This window comes from Arcobacter ellisii (genome assembly GCF_003544915.1).
Lineage (GTDB): Bacteria > Campylobacterota > Campylobacteria > Campylobacterales > Arcobacteraceae > Aliarcobacter > Aliarcobacter ellisii.
The window spans coordinates 310976-327796 of the sequence record NZ_CP032097.1 but is presented as its reverse complement, the minus strand read 5'-3'; the positions used below and the strand labels follow the sequence as shown (position 1 = coordinate 327796).

The following is a 16821-nucleotide window of genomic DNA, read 5'->3' as shown; positions in this document are numbered from 1 at the left end:
TTTGATTTTGAAAAAAATCAGTCTTTTGCTTTTAATTTAGCTGCATTAAAATCTTTCTTTCCACTCCCAAGTTTTGGGATTTCATCAATAATTTTTATATTTGAAGGTATCATTAATTTATTTTCAAAATTATTCAAAATTTTCTCTTTTAATTTTAAAACATACTCTTCATCTACGTTTGAGATTAATAAGACTATTTTTTCACCTTTTTTTTCATCTTCAACACTTGTAACAATAAAATCAACCGAACTATCATCTTTTAACTCTAAAAGTCTTGAAATTTTCTCTTCAACTGCACCAAGACTTATCATCTCTCCACCAAGTTTTGCAAATCTTGAATATCTATCCACAATAGTTATAAAACCATCTTCATCAATTTTTCCCTTATCTCCTGTTATATAATAAGTTTTTCCTCTAATTGTTTTTAAAACTTGTTTTGTTTTTTCTTCATTTTTTAAATACCCTTTCATTACTTGGATGCCTGAAATTAAAATCATTCCCTCTTCATTTGACTCTAACTCTTTAAAAGTCTCTGGATTTACAATTTTTATTGTAGTTCCTGGAATTGCCATTCCAACTGTTCCTACTTTTTGTCCTATTTGAACTGTAAAATCAGAAGCTAATACATCAGGAAGATTACAGCTTGCAACTGGTGAAGTTTCTGTTGCTCCAAAACCTTCAAGAATATCTTTTCCAAATCTTTTTTTGAACTCAAATTTAACATCTTCTCTTAATTTTTCAGCACCAGCAACAACAAGTCTTAAACTCTCAAACATCAAAGGATGAATTTTCTGATTTTTAGCATATAATCTAAAGAAAGTTGAAGTCCCACACATAATTGTAGCTTTATAAGAACTTACTAATTTTGCTATTCCAAGTCCATCTGTTGGGTCTGGATGAGCAACACATTTTATACCTTCAATTAATGGTAAATAAGTTGTAACTACTATTCCAAAAGCGTGGAATAGAGGTAAAGAGCCAACTATTGTATCTTCATTACTTACATTTATAATATTTGCAATTTGTTGTGCATTTCCTAAAATATTATCACCACTTAGTTCTACACCTTTTGGTTTTCCTTCACTTCCAGAAGAGAATAAAATCATCACCGTATCATCTTTATTTGTTTTTGTTAAATGTATCAATTTTAAAATACAAGAAGGTAAAAACTTTACACTTAAATAGGTAAATAAACCTTTATTTTTAGATATTTTTGTTTTTATATCTTCTAAATAAATTACCTCAACCAACTCTAAAATCTCTTTTATATTTATAGCTTTTGATTCAAGTTTTTCAACAAACTTTTTTGAAGCTATTATAGTTTTTATTTCTGCTAATTCTATAGAAGATTTTAAAGAGTTTATTTCACTTGTATAGTTTAGATTTATTGCTGTTTTTCCCATCATTAATACTGTGTAATTTATAAATGCACCACTTGCTGTTGAAGGAACTAACAGACCTATATTTTGACCTTTTATCTCTTTTTTTAATAAATCTTTAAAAAGTATTGATGCTGTTAAAAATTTATTTCCACTCAATTCTAAACCAGTTGAATCAGCAAAAACAATTTCAGAAGAGACCTCTTTTAATCTATCAAATATAGTTTCATTTAAAGGTTTCAAATTTCTTATATGCTCTTTCCAAGATTTTGAAGAGAGTTCAAAAACCTCTTTTTTAACGCTTACAATATTTGCTCTTGATTTATTCATACTTCTTGCAAAAGATACTGTTACATTAGAAGTTCTTTTTGATTTTTTAAATTTTTTATTGGCTCTACTAAACATAGATTCCCAAAGTCCTCTAATATAAAAAGGAATAACTTTTATCTCTGTTTGTGTTAGTTCTAATACTTTTTCAAATCCTTTTTTAAACTCACCTAAATGCCCATTTCTTGTAATACTTCCCTCAGGGAAAAGAACAACAACACTTCCACTATCCAACTCTTTTGCTATTGTTTGAATCGTTGATTTACTTGAAATATTTGAAATTGGGATTGCTTTAAACATTTTTAATATCCAAGTTATATACCATTTACTATAAATTGTTTTATCCATAACAAACTTAACTTCCCTTGGAACTGCCATTAAAATAATCGCCCAATCAATCCAAGAAATATGATTTCCTAAAAGTAAAACTCCTCCTGATGAAGGTATATTTTTTATTCCATCTACTTCAAGTTTATATTTTAATCCAACAATACTTTTTAGAAAAAGTAAAATCAAAGATTGAGGTAATTTATAGATTGTATATGCTGTTCCAATTACAATTATTGTAAGTATTAAATATATAGTTTTTAATGGGTCTAATTCAAAATAAGATACGATTGTTGTCATACAAAGCATCAAAAACATAGACAATGAATGAAACCAATTATTTCCAGCTAAGATTGTTCCTAAAACCTTTTTCTTTGCATTAAATTGAATTAAAGCATTCAAGGGAACTACAAACATTCCACCAAAAACCCCAAACATTAAAAATGTGATTGCTAATAAAAATGGTGTTTGAACTACTGTTGAAATATATAAAGAAAAAGCCATACCAAAAGATGCTAAAGGGATAGTTCCTACTTCAATATAATGTTTTGATATTCTTGAATATAATACTGAACCAATTGCAATTCCAACTCCTGAAGCTGCAATCACACCATTTATTAAAAATACATCTGTAATATTTAGATATTGTTTTACAAAAGATGGAAATACTGCCATTGTAGCTTGAGAAACTCCCCAAAATACAGATAATCCTATAACTGATAAAAAAATTACATCATGAGAAAAAATTGTTTTTATATTTTTAACTAATAACTTACCTTTAAAAAACTCATCTTTATTTAAAGATAAATTTTCATCTTTTACATAAACTGTGTTTATTCTTCTTAAAAACAGAAATGAAACTACCATTTCTAAAAAGGCAACTGGTAATATATAGTAAGTTAGAGGTAAAATTGCTGTTAATAACTCCTCTTTTGAAGTTAAACTTTGAAGATTATTTAGATTATAAAAATTTTCAAAAACAAAAGAAGCAACACCAATTGAAAATAAAATTGCAATTATTGAAATAGCTTGTAAAGCAGCATTTCCACGTGAAAGATTTTTTTTACCATAAATATCAAGAATAAGCCCAAATTTTGCAGGAGAATAAATAGCACTTTGAACAGCTAATAAAACTAAAGAAAACATTGCAAAATAAAAATTTTCACTCATATATGAAATTATCATCAAAACTGATAATAAAAAAGATGATACTGCCCCATAAACCATAATATTCTTTTTATTATATTTATCAGATAGATAACCACTTAGAGTAAATAGAAGTAAAAATGGAATTATAATCATTGCATTGATTATTGAAATCCAAATAACTTGCGTTGTTCCATCAAAAACTTTGAAAGCTATGTTTTGTAATAAAACTTTGTGGGCAACATCAACAACAGCATTACAAAAAACTACAAATAAAAATGCAATTTTTATTGATAAAAGATTATTTATTTTTGTCATTTATTATCCTTTTTAAACTCAATGATTGTGTGTCGATTGAAAATATATGGTTTGAATGAATTTAAAATATCAAGCACTAAAACTTCAGGCAAAAAACCATTTTTTTCTAAAACTTTACTTGTTAACTCTTTTTCTAAAAGTGCCAATTTTTTACTTGTTTTTACATATTCATTTATAAGTTCTGTTGAAATATCATATTTTCTTAACTCATTGAAAGTATTTAAAACTTCTATCTCTGTTTTAAAATAGACTTCTTTATCATCTAATAAATCTAATTTTATAGCTTCTTCTATATTTTGATTTAATAAATCTTTTTTAAAAATTGGATTTTTAATCTCACTACTTAACATCTGTATAGATTGTAAAATCAAATCTGACCTGTCATCAAAATTTATTTGATAATAATCAAATAACTCTTTTATATAATCAATTGAAAAATTCAGATTATCTTTGAAATATTTGATTAAATTTAAAACTGTAATTGTAATTTCTGGATAATATTTCATATTTTTGGAAGTACTTAGAGTATTTGGTAATAAACCTTTTTTATCATAAAATGAAATTGTATGGTTACTTAAATTTGTTAATTCAACCAATTGAGACATTTTATAATAATTTTTATTCTCTATTATTTTCATTATTTTTCCTTAAAAGTATAAAGTCAAACTCTTTACTTTTGAAAGTCTATAAAAATAAATACAAAAAGTCAAGAGTTCAACTCTCTACTTTTTATTTATCAACTATTAACCACCAATTGGATAAAATCTGATTATCTATCAAATTAAAAATAATCATTATTAAGGAATTCTATGTACCAAACCATAAAAAATGAATGGTTTTTCAATATTCGTGCTGATATTTTATCAGGTCTTGTAGTTGCACTTGCACTAATCCCTGAAGCAATTGCTTTTTCAATAATTGCAGGAGTTGACCCAAAAGTTGGACTTTATGCCTCTTTTTGTATAGCTGTTGTTATTTCTTTTGTTGGAGGTCGTTCAGGAATGATAAGTGCTGCAACTGGAGCTATGGCTTTGGTTATGGTAACACTTGTAAAAGAGCATGGACTTCAATATTTATTGGCTGCTACTATTTTAACAGGAATTATTCAAATATTTTTATCATATATTGGTATCCACAAACTTATGAGTTTTGTAGCAAGGGCTGTTGTAGTTGGATTTGTAAATGCTTTGGCGATTTTAATTTTTATGGCTCAACTTCCAGAACTTACTAATGTAACTTGGCATGTTTATGCCCTAACTGCTGTGGGACTTGGAATAATTTATCTATTTCCTTATATTCCAAAAATTGGAAAAGTTCTTCCCTCACCACTTGTAACCATAGTTGTTTTAACTATTTTTGTATATTTTATTGGTTGGGATGTAAGAAATGTGGGAGACATGGGAGAACTTCCTGATACTTTACCTATATTCTTACTTCCCCAAATTCCTTTAAATTTTGAGACATTAAGCATTATTTTTCCTTACTCTTTTGCTTTAGCAATCGTTGGTCTTTTAGAGTCATTTATGACTGCAACTATAATTGATGATTTAACAGATACAAAAAGTAATAAACAAACAGAAGCAAGAGGTCAAGGAATTGCAAATATAGCCTCAGGTTGTATTGGTGGAATGGCAGGATGTGCTATGATTGGGCAATCAATTATTAATATAAAATCAGGTGGAAGGGGAAAATTATCTACTTTTATTGCTGGATTTTTTTTACTTATAATGGTTGTATTTTTATCTGATATTATCTCAATTATTCCTATGGCTGCTTTAGTTGCTGTTATGATTATGGTATCAATTAGTACATTTAACTGGACTTCAATAACTGAATTAAAGACTCTTCCATTTTCAACAAATCTTGTAATGCTTTCAACAGTTGCTATAACTGTTTATACACACAATCTTGCAATGGGAGTATTAACAGGAGTTTTATTAGCTTCTTTATTTTTTGCAAACAAAATCTCTCACTTTATGTACAATGAAACCTTTTATAATGAAGATAAAAGTGTAAAAACTTATAAATTTGTAGGTCAAGTTTTTTTTAATAGTGCCGATAGATTTTATGAAATGATAAATTTCAAAGAAGATGTTAAAAAAGTTATAATTGATGTAACAAGAGCTCATTTTTGGGATATTTCTGCTGTTTATGCCCTTGATAAATCTGTAATTAAATTACGAAAAGAGGGAAAAGAGGTTGAGATTATTGGGCAAAATGAAGCTACTAAAACTATTATAGATAGATTTGGAATTCACGATAAACCAGAAGAGATAGAAAAAATTATGGGTGGGCACTAGAACTGCCTAATAAGCCATATAGTAACTTTTTGCTAACATTCAAAGAAAAAAAAGGATTAAAATGGAATTAGATTTATATATAGGATTTATAAGTTTCTTTTTTACAGCAGTTGCTTTAGTTGTAGTTTTTCTTTATTTATATGCGATTGTTACGCCTTATGATGACTATAAACTTATCTTTGAAGATAATAATATTGCAGCAGCTTTAGGTTTTGGAGGAGCGATTATTGGAGTTGCAATTCCACTTTATAGTGCTTTAGTTCACTCAATTTCATATAGCGATTTTGTGATTTGGGGAGGAGTTGCAATATTTATTCAATTAATTTTTGCATTTATCGTAACTAGACTTGGTGGAAAATACTCTTTTAAAACAAAAATCTCTCAAGGTGTTATTCCCGTTGGAATTTTAATGGCATTTTTATCAATCGCAATTGGTTTATTAAATGCTGGGTCAATGAGTTATTAAAACTCATTGATTTTTAAACTTTTTGATTTCCAAATAAAATCACAAAAACTCCCAAAATACAAAGACTTGAACCTATTAAATCCCATCTATTAAACTCTTGTTTTTCTACAAAATATAACCAAAGAAGAGATGAAACTATATAAATTCCACCATAAACAGCATAAGCTCGTCCAGCAAATTCTAAATTTACTTTTGTTAAAGCATAAGCAAAAGCAATCAAAGATAAAACTCCAAGAGCTAAAAACCAATAACTTTTACCAAGTTTAAAATAAACCCAAAAACTATAACAACCAAGTATCTCAAAAAAAGCTGCTAAAAAATATAAACTAAACTCTTTTATCAAATTTTTTCTACTTTGAAAGTATAGTTACTATTTCATCGACACTCAAAACTTTTCCAGTAGATTTTACAACTCCATCAACAACAAGTGCGGGTGTACTCATCACACTATAATTCATAATTTCAACAATATCTTCCACTTTTTTTATTTCATGAAATCCACCAATTTTTGCAACTGCTTGTTTTGTATTTTCTTCAAGATTTTTGCACTTTGTACAACCTGTTCCTAAAATTTCTATTTTCATTTTTTCATCCTACTAAATAATTTAAAGTATACCCAGTCAAAAGAATAGCAAGACCAACTACTCCAAAAAATATTCCAATTAATTTTATTGATATTACTCTTTTTAAAATCATGGCTTCTGGTAAACTAAGAGCAACTATCGCCATCATAAAAGAAAGTGCTGTTCCTATTAAAACACCTTTTTGTGTTAAAACTTCTATAATTGGTAAAATTCCCAATTCATTTGAATACATAGGAATTCCAGCTATTACTGCAACTATTGGTGCATACCAAACATCGCCACCTGCATATTTACTAATAAAATCTTCTGGAATAAATCCATGAATAAATGCACCAACTCCAACTCCAATGATTATATAAAGATATATTTTTTTAAAAATATCTACTGAATAATCCCATGATTCTTTTATTCTATGTTTAAATAAAGTTCCATCTTCTGTGTAACTTATATTATCAAGAGGTTTTACTTCAATTAAAACCTCTTTTTCCATATTCATAGCACCAATTATAAGTCCTACAACAATAGAAATTATTACTCCAAAAGCAACATAAAGTATAGCTATTTTCCAGCTAAACATTGAGATTAAAAGAGCAAATACAACAGGATCACTAAGTGGTGCTGAAACTAAATAACTAAAAGCAACTCCTAAAGGAATTCTTGCTTGTAAAAATCCTAAAAAAAGAGGAATTGCACTACAAGAACAAAAAGGAGTTATAATCCCAAAAATTGAAGCTAAGATATGTCCAATTATTTTATTTTTTCCACTTAAATATACTCTTATTTTTTCAAGAGGGAAATAACTTCTTAAAAATGTAATCAAATATACAATAAGTATTAAAAGAATAAATATTTTAATCGTATCAAAAATAAAAAAATGAACTGCATCGCCAAGCTTAGTACCTTTTACAAGTCCTAATATATCAAATACTAAGATAGCACTTAGATTATCCCACCACTCAAACATATAAACTCCTTATAAATCCATATCCACAATAAAATAAAATCAAAAGTAATACAGATATTTTAAATCTTCTAATCACAAAAAATCCAAGTATTGCAAAAATCAAATCATAAATATTTAAAATTCCACTTGGAATAACAATTGTAACTAAAACACTAAACAGTATTGCAACAACACTTGCGTTAATTCCAGTAACTATTTTTGATATAGTTGAATTTTTTGAATAACTTTCAAAACTTTTGTAAAAAGCTAAAATCAAAAGAAACCCTGGTAAAAAAATAGCAAATGTTGCAACAAGTGCACCTAAAAATGGTGATTCTTCAAAAGCAACAACTCCAATATATGAAGCAATAGTAAACATAGGTCCTGGAACTGCTTGAGCTAAAGAATAAGCTACTAAAAAACTATTTTCATCGATATTGATATTACTTTTAATCAAAGGAAGAACAACATGCCCTCCTCCAAAAACCAAACTTCCAACTTGATAAAAAGAGTTGAATAGACTTAATAATTTGTCTTGATTTACAAAAAATGGCAAAAATATCAATAAAATGAAAAATATAACTAAAGGTAAAATATACGGTTTTTGATATGTTATTTTAGTTTCATTTTTCTCTTTTATAAAAAATAATGCAACCAAACCAGAAACAACTAAAACTAAAATTTGAGCAAAAAATGTTTGATAAAAAATCAAAAATAACGTTGCAAAAACAAAAATTATTTTACTTAATGTAGTTTTACACAAAGAGTTAAACATACTATATGTTGCATCTGCAACAATTACCACAGCAAATAGTTTTAATCCACTTATCAAAGCATAAATAACATTATTATCTTCATATATATTTTGAAAAGTTGCAGCGAAATATAAAAGTAAAAAAGAGGGTGTTGTAAATGCAATAAAAGCCAATATTGAACCAATAATTCCACCTTTTTTTAACCCAATTGTAAAGCCAACTTGAGATGAACTTGGACCTGGTAAAAACTGACTAAGTGCTACGATTTTAGAAAACTCTTCATCACTTAGCCATTTTAATTCTTCAACAAATTTTTTCCTAAAATAGCCAATATGAGCTATTGGTCCTCCAAAACTAAAAAGACCTAAGATAAAAAAATGCCAAAAAATTGATATATTTATCATTATTATTTTAAAGCCTCTATTACTTTTGGAAGTAAAATTTCTTCTATCTCTTTGTATGTAGCTTCAAATGCTTCAAAACCTTTTCCATCTGGGTCTTCAAATCCAACATGAATAACCTTTACAGCTTTTGGAAACATTGGACAAGTTTCATTTGCATGGTCACAAACAGTTACCACTAAATCATAAGCATTGTCTATTACTTTATCAATAGTTTTTGAATGGTACTCTTCTTTCCAAATCCCTTTATCTTCAAGTAACTTTTTAGCATTTGGATTTACTCTTCCACTTGCTCTAACACCTGAACTATCTGCACTAATTCCTTCTAATTTTGCATTTATTAAGGCTTCAGCGATAATACTTCTACAAGAATTTCCTGTGCATAAAATTAAAACTTTTTTTTCTGAAATGCTCATTTTTTATCCTTATTTATTTAATTGCCAAGATTCTGGAAATCCATCTTTTATATGTTGATTTTTTACTAACTCAATAAATTTTAGAATATTTGTTTTTATCTCATCTTTTGATACTCTAATTTTTGCTTTTTTCTCTTCATCACTTCCATTACTTGCTGGACTTGTAATATTCCAGTGTAATACTCCATCAAGACTAGGAAAAATTGGACAAGGTTCTTTTGCAGCTTCATCACAAACAGTTATCACATAATGATAATGTCGTCCTTCTTTAAAATAATCCATCACTTTATTTGTAGTATAAGAAGAAATATCCATATTCTCATCTTCTTTAATCACTTCAACGGCTAAAGGATTTAGTACACCTGGATTTATTCCAGCACTATCCACTTCAAAATCTTCTCCACCAAATTTTCTTAATAATGCTTGAGCCATTTGGCTTCTTGTTGTGTTAGCACTACAAACAAATAAAACTTTTGTTTTCAATCTTTTCTCTCCCTAATAAAATTAAACTGCTAAAAGTACTATAAATAGCACTGGTGGTGTAATAATTAAACCAAATTTACTATACTGCCAAAAGCTAATTTTAACACCTTTTTTTGCTAAAACGTGAAGCCATAATAGCGTAGCAAGGCTACCAAATGGTGTCATTTTTGGTCCAAGGTTACATCCAATTATATTTGCATAAGCTAAAGCTTGATTTGGAATATCTATTAAAGCAATATCCATAATCATAACTGTTGGCATATTGTTCATAATTGCACTTAAAAAGGCTGCTATAAATCCTGTTCCAAGAATTGCAATTGTGTCACCTCTTGATGCTAAATCTTTTAAAATAATTGTTAAATAATCAGTTAATCCTGCATTTTTTAAACCATAAACAACTATATAAAGTCCAATACTAAACCATACAACTTGCCATGGAGCTTCTTTTATAATATGTTTTGGTTTTACAGTTTTTGAAATAGTTGCAATTATTAAAAATATAATTGCCCCACCTAAAGCAAAAATAGAAATAGGTAAATTGTAAGCATCTCCTACAAAATATCCAGCTAAAAGTACTCCTAAAAATATCCATGAAAAATAGAATAAATTCATATTTTTTATAACACTTTTTGGCTCTTTTAATAAAGTAATATCCACAAATTTTGGAATATCTTTTCGTAAAAGTAACCATAAAAATAGTGTTGAAACAACAACACTCACAATAAATGGAACTATCATATTTAAAAAGTATTCAACAAATCCAATACTAAAATAGTTTGCCGTTACGATATTTGTTAGATTTGAAAATACAAATGGTAAAGAAGCACTATCACTTATAAATCCACCTGCAAGTAAAAAAGCAACTATTGTTTTCATATTTAGTTGTAAAATTCTCATTTTTGCTAACAAAATTGGAGTTAAGATTAACGCTGCCCCATCATTTGCAAAAAGTGCTGAAACAAATGCTCCCAATAAAATAGAATAGATAAACATCAACATTCCATTTCCATTTGAAAACTTTGCCATTTTAAGTGCTGCCCACTCAAAAAATCCAATTTCATCTAAAACCATAGATAAAATAATAATTCCAATAAATGCTAAAGTTGCATCCCAAACTATATTTGTTACAGCAAGTACGTCATCAAAATTTACAACTTGAAAAATCAAAGCAGTAATTGCACCTAAAATTGCAGTTGTTCCTATTTGTAAACCACGTGGTTGCCAAATAACAAATATTAAAGTAACTATAAAAATCAAACTTGCAATTAACATCTATTTTTCCTCATGCATTTCTAAAATCTCTGATTTTAAAGTATAAATATAAGTGTCCACTTCAATTTCATCAAATCTTTCTACTCTTACAGGTGTTCTTTCAAACTCTTGCCCTTCAAACTCATCTAAATAATCCCAATAGTTTATTAAGTTATCTGAATAAAATAAAAATCCATGAATCGTATCATTTCCAGCATCAAGCCTAATTCCAGGATATCCCATACTTGCACTCCAACCTGCATCAATTAATTTTCCTTTTACAGTTGCTGGGACAAATTTCCCAACTATGTTTTCTAAAACATGAGCATTTGGACAATTTGGCATAAGTGTTCCATATACAAAAAGTGTCTCTTTCAATTTTATTCCTTAATTTCACAAACTTTTTTTAGAGTTGGTAACTCTATTTGAAGAGTCATTATCTCTTTTATACAACTTTGTCTAAATTCATCAAGTGGTGTTCGAATAGAATAATAAGCCCATCTTCCATCACGTTCTAGTTTTAAAAAACCAGCTTCTTTTAAAATCTTTAGATGACGTGAAAGTCTTGATTGAATCATTTCAAATGAGTTTTCCAAATCACAAACACAACATTTCCCATAAATATTTATAAACTTAATTAGCTTTACTCTTGTCTCATCATTTAAAGCACTAACTGTTTTTAAAAATATATCCATACTTGCTCCTTAATGATTTTTGTGATTATATCAAAATTAAATTAATATATCAACATATCTTGATATATTTAATTATAAAAATAGTAATTACTTAAAAAAAGTAATTACCATTGGAAGAAAAATAGCAGTAAATACTCCACTTAAACCCATTGCAAGTGCTGCAAAAGCTGCTGCTTTTTCACTTATTTCAATAGCTCTTGCTGTTCCAATTCCATGTGATACAAGTCCTAAAGCAAAACCTTTTGAAGTTTCATATTTTACTTTGAATATTTTAAACACAATAGTTCCAAAAAGTGCTCCTACAATTCCAGTTATTAACACAAAACCAACAGCAAGTGAAGGAATAGCTCCAATTTGTTCTGACGTAATAATTGCAATTGGAGCAGTGATAGATTTTGTTGTCATTGATAAAATCGTTGGAAGATGTGCTCCAAAAATATAAAGCAAACTAATTGCAATCACTATTGAAAAAACTCCAGCAATAAAAAGTGTTAAAACTATTGGTAAAAAAAGTGATTTTATATACTTCAAATTTTTATAAAGTGGAAGGGCAAGTGCAACAGTTGCAGGGCCAAGGAAAAAATGAATTATTTCAACACTTTTAAAATATTTTTCAAATGAAGTATTTGTATAAACAATCAAAGATAAGATAATCACATAAGCTATAATAATTGGCTGTAATAAAGTATGTTTATTAAACTTTTCATAAATTATTATCCCTAGTTTAAAAGCCGCTAATGTGATAATTAGCCAAGTAAGTGGTGTTGAACTAATATAATTTGTTAATGCTTCATAATTCATCTTTATTCACCTTTGAAGTTAAAAAATCCATAAATTTAGCAGCAAAAACTAAAGCTATTAATGTTCCAAAAAACAAAGCTATAAATATAGCCCAAAACTCTTTGGTAATAATATCTATTTGAGTAATTATTCCCATAGCTGCAGGAATAAAAAGTAATGGAAGATATCTTAAATGAAGTGCAACAGCATTATCTAAACTAACAAAACTTCCTTTTCTAAGTAATAAAAAGAATAATAATAGAACCATTCCTATAACTGGACCTGGAACTAAAAGAGCAAAAAACTTCGCTATACATTCACCTAAAAATTGAAAAACCAATAAAATAATTATTCCTCGTAACATCTAAACGCCTTTTTGTAAAAGTCGTACTATACTAAAATTTATCTTAGGAGAAAAAGTAAAATATTAAAAATATTGTTATATAATCTATCATAGAGATAAAGGATACAGGATGTATAACTTTTTATTAAAACTTTCAATAATCTTTTTATTAGTCTTAGATTTATATGCATCCAAAGTTGAAGTATTAAATAATAATATTAGTACAAATATAGATAAACTATCAAATCAGTTGAAATATCTTCTTCCAAATTATAAAGAATCTTCAAATGATATTTCTAATCTTTTAAATATTTATTATCAACATTATGAAAAAATTCAAGCTTTTGAAATAGTTCTCAATAATAAAACTATCTATAGTTCATATAAAAATAGTTCTGATATTTTTATTTTAAAAGATGAACCTTTGCCAATTGAGATAAAAAAAACTCCTGAAATTTATGAAAAAGATATTTTAAGTAATGATAATAAATTTTTAGGAAAATTAATCGTTTATTTTAAAAATGAGATTAACTTTACTCAAGAAGAGTTAGATTATTTAAAAAATAAAAAAATATTAAAAGTTCAAAATGATTCAAATCTTACTCCTTATAATTTCAATGAAAATGGTATTGCAAAAGGTTATTCAATAGATTATATGAATTTAATTGCAAATAAATTGGCTTTAAGAGTTGAATATATTCCTGGTATTTGGGATGATTTTTTAAATATGCTTGAAAATAATCAATTGGATTTGATGCTAAATGTTTTAAAATCAAAACAAAGAGAAGAGAGATTTTTATTTTCTGATATTCCATATCTTTTATTAAGTCCAGCAATGATTACAAGAATCGGAGAAAGAGATTATCACTCTTTTAGTGAAATTGATGGAAAAACTATCGCCCTTGTAAAAGGTTATCACAGTTACGATAGAGTAAAAAAAGATTATCCAAATGTAAAAATATTTCCAACTGATAATACACTTGAAATGATAAAAGCTGTTGCAAATAAAGATGCTGATTTAGCCTATGGATTAAGAGATGTTTTAGAATATAACATAAATAAACATCTAATTTCTAATCTAAAAATTTCAAATAATATTGATGATGAAAAATTTGGGTTTTATATCACATTTAACAAAGAAAATGAAATTCTAAAAAGTATTATTTATAAAGCAGAAAAATTAATATCAAAAAGTGAATTAGAGGAATTAAACCAAAAATGGTTTCATAAAATTATGCAAACTCAATTTAGTGGAGAAAATCATCTATTTTCAAAAGAAGAGATAAATTACTTAAATGAGAAACAAAATATTTCTATTTGCGTTGACCCAAATTTTTTACCATATGAACAAATAACAAAAGAGGGAAAATATGTTGGAATTGTTTCAGATATAGTAAAACAACTATCACAAAACACCAATATAAAATTTCAATTAAATGTAACAAAATCATGGAATGAATCATTTGAAATGGTAAAAAATAAAGAGTGTGATATTTTGCCTTTTGCTGTTCAAACAAACAGTAGAGAAGCTTTTTTCAACTTTACACAACCCTATTTAAAATTTCCAATAGTTATTGCAACAAAAGATAATGAATTTTTCATAAATTCATTAAAAGATATCGAAAATGAAAAAATTGCAATGATAAAAGATTATGCACTTATTGAAATACTAAAATATAAATATCCAAATATTAATATTGTAGAAGTTAATAATACAAAAGAAGGATTAGAAAAAGTAAATAAAAATGAAATCTATGCTTTTGTTGATTCTTTGCCTAGTATCACATATGCTAGACAAAAAAATAATATTCAAAATATTAAAATTAGTGGGAAAATTTCTGAAGATTTACTTGCAAGAATTGCAGTTAGAAATGATGAACAAATTTTATTAAACATTTTAAATAAAGCAATTAATTCATTAAAAGATGAAGAAAAAGATAGAATCACAACAAAATGGATAACAATTGTTAAAGAAAAACAGTTTAATGCCGAACTATTAATAAAAATTGTTTCTACTGTTGTTGCTTTATTTGTTTTTACAATTATATTTTTAATTTATCGTTCTAATTTAAAACTAAATATTCTTAACAAAAAACTTGAAAAACTATCACAAACAGATAAACTCACTTCTCTTTTCAATAGAGCAAAACTTGATTCTATTTTAGAAAGTGAATTAAATGTTTATAAAAGATATAAAGAGCCTCTTAGTTTAATAATTGCAGATATTGATTTTTTCAAAAATATAAATGATACATACGGTCATACAACTGGTGATGTTATTTTAAAAGAGTTTGCACAAGTTTTATCTAAAAATATTAGAGAAACAGATTTTATTGGAAGATGGGGAGGAGAAGAGTTTTTAATTATTCTGCCAAAAGCAAAAGAAAATAAAGCTCTAATTACAGCTGAAAATCTAAGAGTTGCTGTTGAAAAATTCAATTTTTATCATAATATAAAGATTACAGCAAGTTTTGGTGTTTATGAATGTAAAGAGAGTAATCCAACAAAATGTATTTCAAAAGCGGATAAAGCCCTTTATAAAGCAAAAAATTCAAATAGAAATTGTGTTAAATCTTATAGTGAGATATAAAATAGAGCTTTTAAAACTCTATTTTATATTCTAATTCTAAGCAAGTGGATCTTCTCCACTTGTCCAAGTTGCCAAATATTTTTCAACTAAATGAAAATCTTCACCTTTATGTTCAGTGAAAGTTATATATTGATTTTTAGTCTCTATTCCAAAATTGTGTTTTACAATCTCCATATATTTTAAAGCCAACTCTCTTCTTTTCTCAATTGTTCGCCCTTCCCTAATATCAAGATTCATCAAACATATATCATCGTTTATATCAGCTCTTCCAATAGTAAGATTATATTTATCATACTCTCTTAAACTAACAGCAATATGGTCAGTTCCTGTATCCATAACTTCACTAAAAGTTTTTCTTATCTCATTTACGAAAATCTCTTTTGATTCATATGATACTTTTTTATTTATTTCAAACTGTAAATGTGGCATAAACTATCCTTTTTATTTTTTAAATAATTGATAAATTGAAGAGAAATCCTCTTCACCTTTTCCCATCATCTTCATTTTAGAAAACAGCTCTTTTGGGACGCACGCACTATAAAGTGGTAATTTTAGATTATATGCTAAATCTTGTAAAAGATGCAAATCTTTATTTATTGCATTATTTGAAAAATGAGCAGAAAAATCTTCATCTATTAGTTTTTGAGTTTTTGCTTTTAATACAAGTGATTGACCACCACCAACTCCTAAAATTTCCAAAGCTTTTGTTTTATCTATATTACAATTTTCAGCCAAAGCTGTACACTCTGCAAGTGTTGCCATAAATGAACCTAAACATAGATTGTTTATAAGTTTCATTTTTGTGGCACTCGCTGGTATTTCTAAATGAAAAATCTCTTTTGCAATTTTTTCTAAAAGAGGTTTTACAGCCTCAAAAACTTCTGTTTTTCCAGAACTTACAACTGTTAATTCACCTTTTAATGCAGGAGCAACTGAACCAAAAACAGGATTTTCTAAATAATTTCCATTCATTGAATTTACAGCATCATGGAATTTTAATACATCTTCATAATGATTTGTTGTTAAATCAATTATTGTTTTTCCCTCAATTATTTCACCTAATAAGCCATTTTCACCCGATAAAATATGACTTACCGCATTACTATCAAAAAGACACATAAAAACAATATCACATTTTAATAACACATCTCTTGGTGTATCAGCTTTTTCATAAGGTAAATCTTTTATTTTTTCTTTATTTCTATTATAAACTACTAATGTTTCGCCAACATCGCTCAATCTTTTACAAATGGCTTGTCCTAAATTTCCCAATCCTATAAATCCTATTGGCATACAATTCTCCTTAGACATTTACTT

Annotated in this window: 18 protein-coding genes; 3 read left to right on the top strand and 15 right to left on the bottom strand. The window is 27.1% G+C overall.

The annotated features are described in order from the left end of the window. Positions 1-17: 17 nt before the first annotated feature. Both AELL_RS01685 and AELL_RS01680 read right to left on the bottom strand, forming a co-directional pair. The gene (locus AELL_RS01685) at positions 18-3497 is read right to left on the bottom strand and encodes an acyl-[ACP]--phospholipid O-acyltransferase (RefSeq protein ID WP_118916274.1); all 3480 of its coding nucleotides are present in this window, start codon (positions 3495-3497) and stop codon (positions 18-20) included. Beyond that, positions 3494-4135, bottom strand: a complete 642-nt coding sequence (locus AELL_RS01680) for a MerR family transcriptional regulator (RefSeq protein ID WP_118916273.1) — start codon at positions 4133-4135, stop codon at positions 3494-3496. Before AELL_RS01680 ends, AELL_RS01685 begins: the two co-directional genes overlap by 4 nt. 171 nt (positions 4136-4306) lie before the next feature. On the opposite strand from AELL_RS01680, the gene AELL_RS01675 reads away from it, so the two are divergent. Both AELL_RS01675 and AELL_RS01670 read left to right on the top strand, forming a co-directional pair. Then, positions 4307-5797: a SulP family inorganic anion transporter gene (locus AELL_RS01675; RefSeq protein ID WP_118916272.1), complete on the top strand. Its 1491-nt coding sequence runs from the start codon at positions 4307-4309 to the stop codon at positions 5795-5797. 61 nt (positions 5798-5858) lie between these two features. Then, a complete protein-coding gene (locus tag AELL_RS01670; protein WP_118916271.1) occupies positions 5859-6263 on the top strand; it encodes a DUF350 domain-containing protein in 405 nt (134 codons plus the stop codon). A gap of 13 nt (positions 6264-6276) precedes the next feature. On the opposite strand, the gene AELL_RS01665 is transcribed toward AELL_RS01670, so the two are convergent. The 11 genes from AELL_RS01665 to AELL_RS01615 all read right to left on the bottom strand — a co-directional run bounded on the left by AELL_RS01665 (position 6277) and on the right by AELL_RS01615 (position 12935). Further along, positions 6277-6606: a YnfA family protein gene (locus tag AELL_RS01665; RefSeq protein ID WP_118916270.1), complete on the bottom strand. Its 330-nt coding sequence runs from the start codon at positions 6604-6606 to the stop codon at positions 6277-6279. 7 nt (positions 6607-6613) lie between these two features. Next, on the bottom strand, positions 6614-6847 hold the full coding sequence (locus AELL_RS01660; protein WP_118916269.1) for a thioredoxin family protein: 234 nt from the start codon (positions 6845-6847) through the stop codon (positions 6614-6616). Positions 6848-6851: 4 nt separating this feature from the next. Beyond that, positions 6852-7811 (bottom strand): permease, encoded by a 960-nt coding sequence (locus AELL_RS01655; protein ID WP_118916268.1) that lies wholly within the window; start codon positions 7809-7811, stop codon positions 6852-6854. After that, positions 7804-8949: a chromate efflux transporter gene (gene chrA / locus AELL_RS01650; RefSeq protein ID WP_118916267.1), complete on the bottom strand. Its 1146-nt coding sequence runs from the start codon at positions 8947-8949 to the stop codon at positions 7804-7806. The genes AELL_RS01655 and chrA overlap by 8 nt, the downstream gene beginning before the upstream one ends. A gap of 2 nt (positions 8950-8951) precedes the next feature. Next, positions 8952-9362 (bottom strand): arsenate reductase ArsC, encoded by a 411-nt coding sequence (locus AELL_RS01645; protein ID WP_118916266.1) that lies wholly within the window; start codon positions 9360-9362, stop codon positions 8952-8954. A 9-nt stretch (positions 9363-9371) separates the two neighbouring features. Beyond that, entirely contained in the window at positions 9372-9845 is a 474-nt protein-coding gene (locus tag AELL_RS01640) for an arsenate reductase ArsC (protein WP_118916265.1), read from the bottom strand. Positions 9846-9866: 21 nt separating this feature from the next. Continuing rightward, positions 9867-11117 (bottom strand): arsenic transporter, encoded by a 1251-nt coding sequence (locus tag AELL_RS01635; protein ID WP_118916264.1) that lies wholly within the window; start codon positions 11115-11117, stop codon positions 9867-9869. Beyond that, positions 11118-11474 (bottom strand): gamma-glutamylcyclotransferase family protein, encoded by a 357-nt coding sequence (locus AELL_RS01630; protein ID WP_118916263.1) that lies wholly within the window; start codon positions 11472-11474, stop codon positions 11118-11120. A gap of 2 nt (positions 11475-11476) precedes the next feature. Continuing rightward, positions 11477-11791, bottom strand: coding sequence for an ArsR/SmtB family transcription factor (locus AELL_RS01625; protein ID WP_118916262.1), 315 nt, complete (start codon positions 11789-11791; stop codon positions 11477-11479). An 87-nt stretch (positions 11792-11878) separates the two neighbouring features. After that, entirely contained in the window at positions 11879-12592 is a 714-nt protein-coding gene (locus AELL_RS01620; protein ID WP_118916261.1) for an LrgB family protein, read from the bottom strand. Then, positions 12582-12935, bottom strand: a complete 354-nt coding sequence (locus AELL_RS01615; protein WP_118916260.1) for a CidA/LrgA family protein — start codon at positions 12933-12935, stop codon at positions 12582-12584. Before AELL_RS01615 ends, AELL_RS01620 begins: the two co-directional genes overlap by 11 nt. Positions 12936-13044: 109 nt before the next feature. Between AELL_RS01615 and AELL_RS01610 the strand changes: the two genes are divergently transcribed. Then, complete coding sequence (locus AELL_RS01610; protein ID WP_118916259.1) at positions 13045-15504, top strand: transporter substrate-binding domain-containing diguanylate cyclase; 2460 nt, start codon at positions 13045-13047, stop codon at positions 15502-15504. 36 nt (positions 15505-15540) lie between these two features. Here AELL_RS01610 and AELL_RS01605 read toward each other — a convergent pair whose 3' ends face one another. Both AELL_RS01605 and AELL_RS01600 read right to left on the bottom strand, forming a co-directional pair. Further along, the gene (locus tag AELL_RS01605) at positions 15541-15933 is read right to left on the bottom strand and encodes a tautomerase (RefSeq protein ID WP_118916258.1); all 393 of its coding nucleotides are present in this window, start codon (positions 15931-15933) and stop codon (positions 15541-15543) included. Positions 15934-15945: 12 nt separating this feature from the next. Further along, positions 15946-16797 carry an NAD(P)-dependent oxidoreductase gene (locus AELL_RS01600; protein WP_118916257.1) on the bottom strand — a complete coding sequence of 284 codons (852 nt, stop codon included), beginning with the start codon at positions 16795-16797 and terminating at the stop codon, positions 15946-15948. Between the last annotated feature and the right edge of the window lie 24 nt (positions 16798-16821).

Bases quoted from the DNA above. Each gene is read 5' to 3' on its own strand.
- AELL_RS01610 (WP_118916259.1), top strand. From the start codon at position 13,045: ATGTATAACTTTTTATTAAAACTTTCAATAATCTTTTTATTAGTCTTA.
- AELL_RS01655 (WP_118916268.1), bottom strand. From the start codon at position 7,811: ATGTTTGAGTGGTGGGATAATCTAAGTGCTATCTTAGTATTTGATATA.
- AELL_RS01675 (WP_118916272.1), top strand. From the start codon at position 4,307: ATGTACCAAACCATAAAAAATGAATGGTTTTTCAATATTCGTGCTGAT.
- AELL_RS01680 (WP_118916273.1), bottom strand. From the start codon at position 4,135: ATGAAAATAATAGAGAATAAAAATTATTATAAAATGTCTCAATTGGTT.
- AELL_RS01605 (WP_118916258.1), bottom strand. From the start codon at position 15,933: ATGCCACATTTACAGTTTGAAATAAATAAAAAAGTATCATATGAATCA.
- chrA (WP_118916267.1), bottom strand. From the start codon at position 8,949: ATGATAAATATATCAATTTTTTGGCATTTTTTTATCTTAGGTCTTTTT.
- AELL_RS01615 (WP_118916260.1), bottom strand. From the start codon at position 12,935: ATGTTACGAGGAATAATTATTTTATTGGTTTTTCAATTTTTAGGTGAA.
- AELL_RS01660 (WP_118916269.1), bottom strand. From the start codon at position 6,847: ATGAAAATAGAAATTTTAGGAACAGGTTGTACAAAGTGCAAAAATCTT.
- AELL_RS01625 (WP_118916262.1), bottom strand. From the start codon at position 11,791: ATGGATATATTTTTAAAAACAGTTAGTGCTTTAAATGATGAGACAAGA.
- AELL_RS01635 (WP_118916264.1), bottom strand. From the start codon at position 11,117: ATGTTAATTGCAAGTTTGATTTTTATAGTTACTTTAATATTTGTTATT.
- AELL_RS01670 (WP_118916271.1), top strand. From the start codon at position 5,859: ATGGAATTAGATTTATATATAGGATTTATAAGTTTCTTTTTTACAGCA.
- AELL_RS01645 (WP_118916266.1), bottom strand. From the start codon at position 9,362: ATGAGCATTTCAGAAAAAAAAGTTTTAATTTTATGCACAGGAAATTCT.
- AELL_RS01600 (WP_118916257.1), bottom strand. From the start codon at position 16,797: ATGCCAATAGGATTTATAGGATTGGGAAATTTAGGACAAGCCATTTGT.
- AELL_RS01685 (WP_118916274.1), bottom strand. From the start codon at position 3,497: ATGACAAAAATAAATAATCTTTTATCAATAAAAATTGCATTTTTATTT.
- AELL_RS01620 (WP_118916261.1), bottom strand. From the start codon at position 12,592: ATGAATTATGAAGCATTAACAAATTATATTAGTTCAACACCACTTACT.